This is a genomic window from Mesorhizobium waitakense (assembly GCF_056431085.1).
In genome coordinates this window covers 1-2,234 of the sequence record NZ_JBWKME010000230.1, presented here as the reverse complement: position 1 = coordinate 2,234, position 2,234 = coordinate 1, and the positions used below count along the sequence as shown (strand labels likewise).

Below are 2,234 nucleotides of genomic sequence, written 5' to 3'. Positions count from 1 at the left end.
GCGCGCCCGCAGCGTGCTGATCTGGTTGTCCGAGAGTTCGATTTGCCATGGCTGGCCTTTCGTGAGCTGACGCCCCTTGACCCATCCGCGGGCGAGATAGTCGAAGATAACCTGCGGTGTGATGCCCAGGGCGGCTGCTGCCCCTTGAACGGAGTAGGTTCCATCCGGCCACCGAGCTGGATTGGCGCCAATCCCGTTGATCTTGACGGTGGGGATGCTCCAGCGTGTCCGCAGAAGCCAGACATTCTCACCTTTGAACGCGCAGCCGCGTGCTGCGACAAAGCCTTCCGCGTTCAGCGTCGCCGCAATCTCCTTGTCCATCTTGCCGTCGGCATTCAGCTCCGTCACGCGCTCGCGCAATCTCTCGATATCGATGTAGTTGGCGTAGGTGTGGACACGCCTTTGAAGAGAATGCTCGCTTGTTGCCCCGGTCTGCCACAGGATCTTGAACCAGACCTGGCCCCGCAACCGCTTCTGATCGAGGACGACCTCGTCAATGATGAGACGCAGGATGCCCTTTCGCTCGGCCGACGTCGTTGAGGGGGCATACCAGATGCCAGGCAGGTCTTCGCCCAGCTTTTGAAGACACTCGCGGTCGGACTCACTCAAGACCAGGGGCTCGTCGGACCGCCACCGTTCGTAATCCTGCTCGACGGCTTCGGCGGCACGCAGCTTCTCTTCCCAGCCGCGCTCCAGAGAACGCGCCACCAGACGGTTCTCGGGCTCCACCGCGTCGTACTGGCGCCATGCCCGTTCCGTCTCATAGCGGGCCCGCTCGCGCCTCAGAGCCCACTGTCGCTCGAGCTGACGTGTCTCTTCTTCAATCTGGCCCAGCGCGGCAATGGCGATGGCAATCCTGTCCGGCTTCAAAGCGTCGAGCAGGATGCTTTCAACATGTGCGTCGACGGGCAGCGCGCGCACTTCCTGGCATAGCGGTCCGCCATCCTGATCGCGGTCGGCACGACACGTGTAGACGGGATAGTTACCTGCAGGACCGCTATAGCGTAGGCTCATCCGGCGACCGCACCGGCCACAAACGGCAATACCCTGCAACAGTGCCGCTCCCTTGCGCGGCACGCCGGAATGGCCAGCCTTATAGCGGTTGATGTTGTTTGCCAGTAGTCTCTGATTCTCCATAAATTCCTCCCAGTCGATGTATCCGGGATGGGCAGACTGAAGACAAACCTCCCAGTCCGCGATGGGGACCTTCACCGTCTTCGGGCGATAGACATCATGGCGAACCCGCCCGCCCTCCGCCCGGTATCGTCCATAAACATACGCCCCGGCATAGGCAGGATTTTGGAGAATGCTGAGGACCCGTGAACTGTCGGCCTCGCGCCACATGATATCGTGCGGAGCGGGACCCATAAGTGGACGCACAGGCAGTGGCAGATCGTTCTTTCGCAAGTATCGCATCACGGCCCGTGCACTGTGAAGCTCGCGGAATTTGGCGAAGACAAGGATGAGCCTTGCCTGCACCTGCTCATCGGGATTGAGAACAATCCCGCCTGCGCGATCATGGGCCAGTCCGGCGGGAACGGGAAGCCGCAGCTCGCCACGAGCCGCCTTCTGACGTTCGCCCTGATGGAGGCGCTGCCTGATCTGGTGAAGCTCCGCCTCGCTCATGATGCCGGACAGGCCGAGCAGCAGGCGATCGTGGTAAGCGCAGGGATCATAAAGACGTTCGCCGTCGGCAATGATGACGCCGAAGAGCGAGCACAAATCAAGGAGCTGATGCCAGTCGCGATTGTTGCGGGCAAGCCGCGAAGCGTCGAGGCTGATAACAAGGCCGGCATTGCCCAACCCGATCTCGGCGATCAGCTTCTTGAACCCCACCCGCTCAACTGTCCCGGACCCCGATTTGCCAAGATCCTCATCGATGACGTGCACACGTTCATGCGGCCAGCCGAGGGCGACGGCACGATCGACGAGGCGGTACTGCAACTCCGTGCTTTCTTGATGATGCCGCACCTGGTTCACGGAAGACTGGCGAACGTAAATATAAGCGAGCTTGCCGCGATGCGCGGCTGTCACACATTCGTCCGGCCTATTCGACGCTCTCAACATGCCCGTCCGCCTCGAGCAGCGCGCGCGTTGGTCGCATCCGCATCAGCAGGGGAGCAAGGTTCTGTGCGATCTGCTTTTGCGTTTCCGCTGGCAAGTTGAGCCAAGGTCCCGGGAGGGTTGTCATGCCCGGGTTCGGAAGTTCGGTGAAGGTCTGGGACGCTACGCGG

2 protein-coding genes are annotated in these 2,234 nt (G+C 61.4%); both read right to left on the bottom strand.

Going from position 1 to position 2,234, the window contains the following annotated elements; translation table 11 throughout:
* Nucleotides 1-2,034: recombinase family protein (locus AC07FD_RS39440; RefSeq protein WP_478354202.1), on the bottom strand; the 2,034-nt coding region annotated here is incomplete at its 3' end.
* Nucleotides 2,035-2,047: 13 nt separating this feature from the next.
* On the bottom strand, nt 2,048-2,234 hold a 187-nt coding region (locus AC07FD_RS39435), incomplete at its 5' end, for a hypothetical protein (RefSeq protein WP_478354201.1).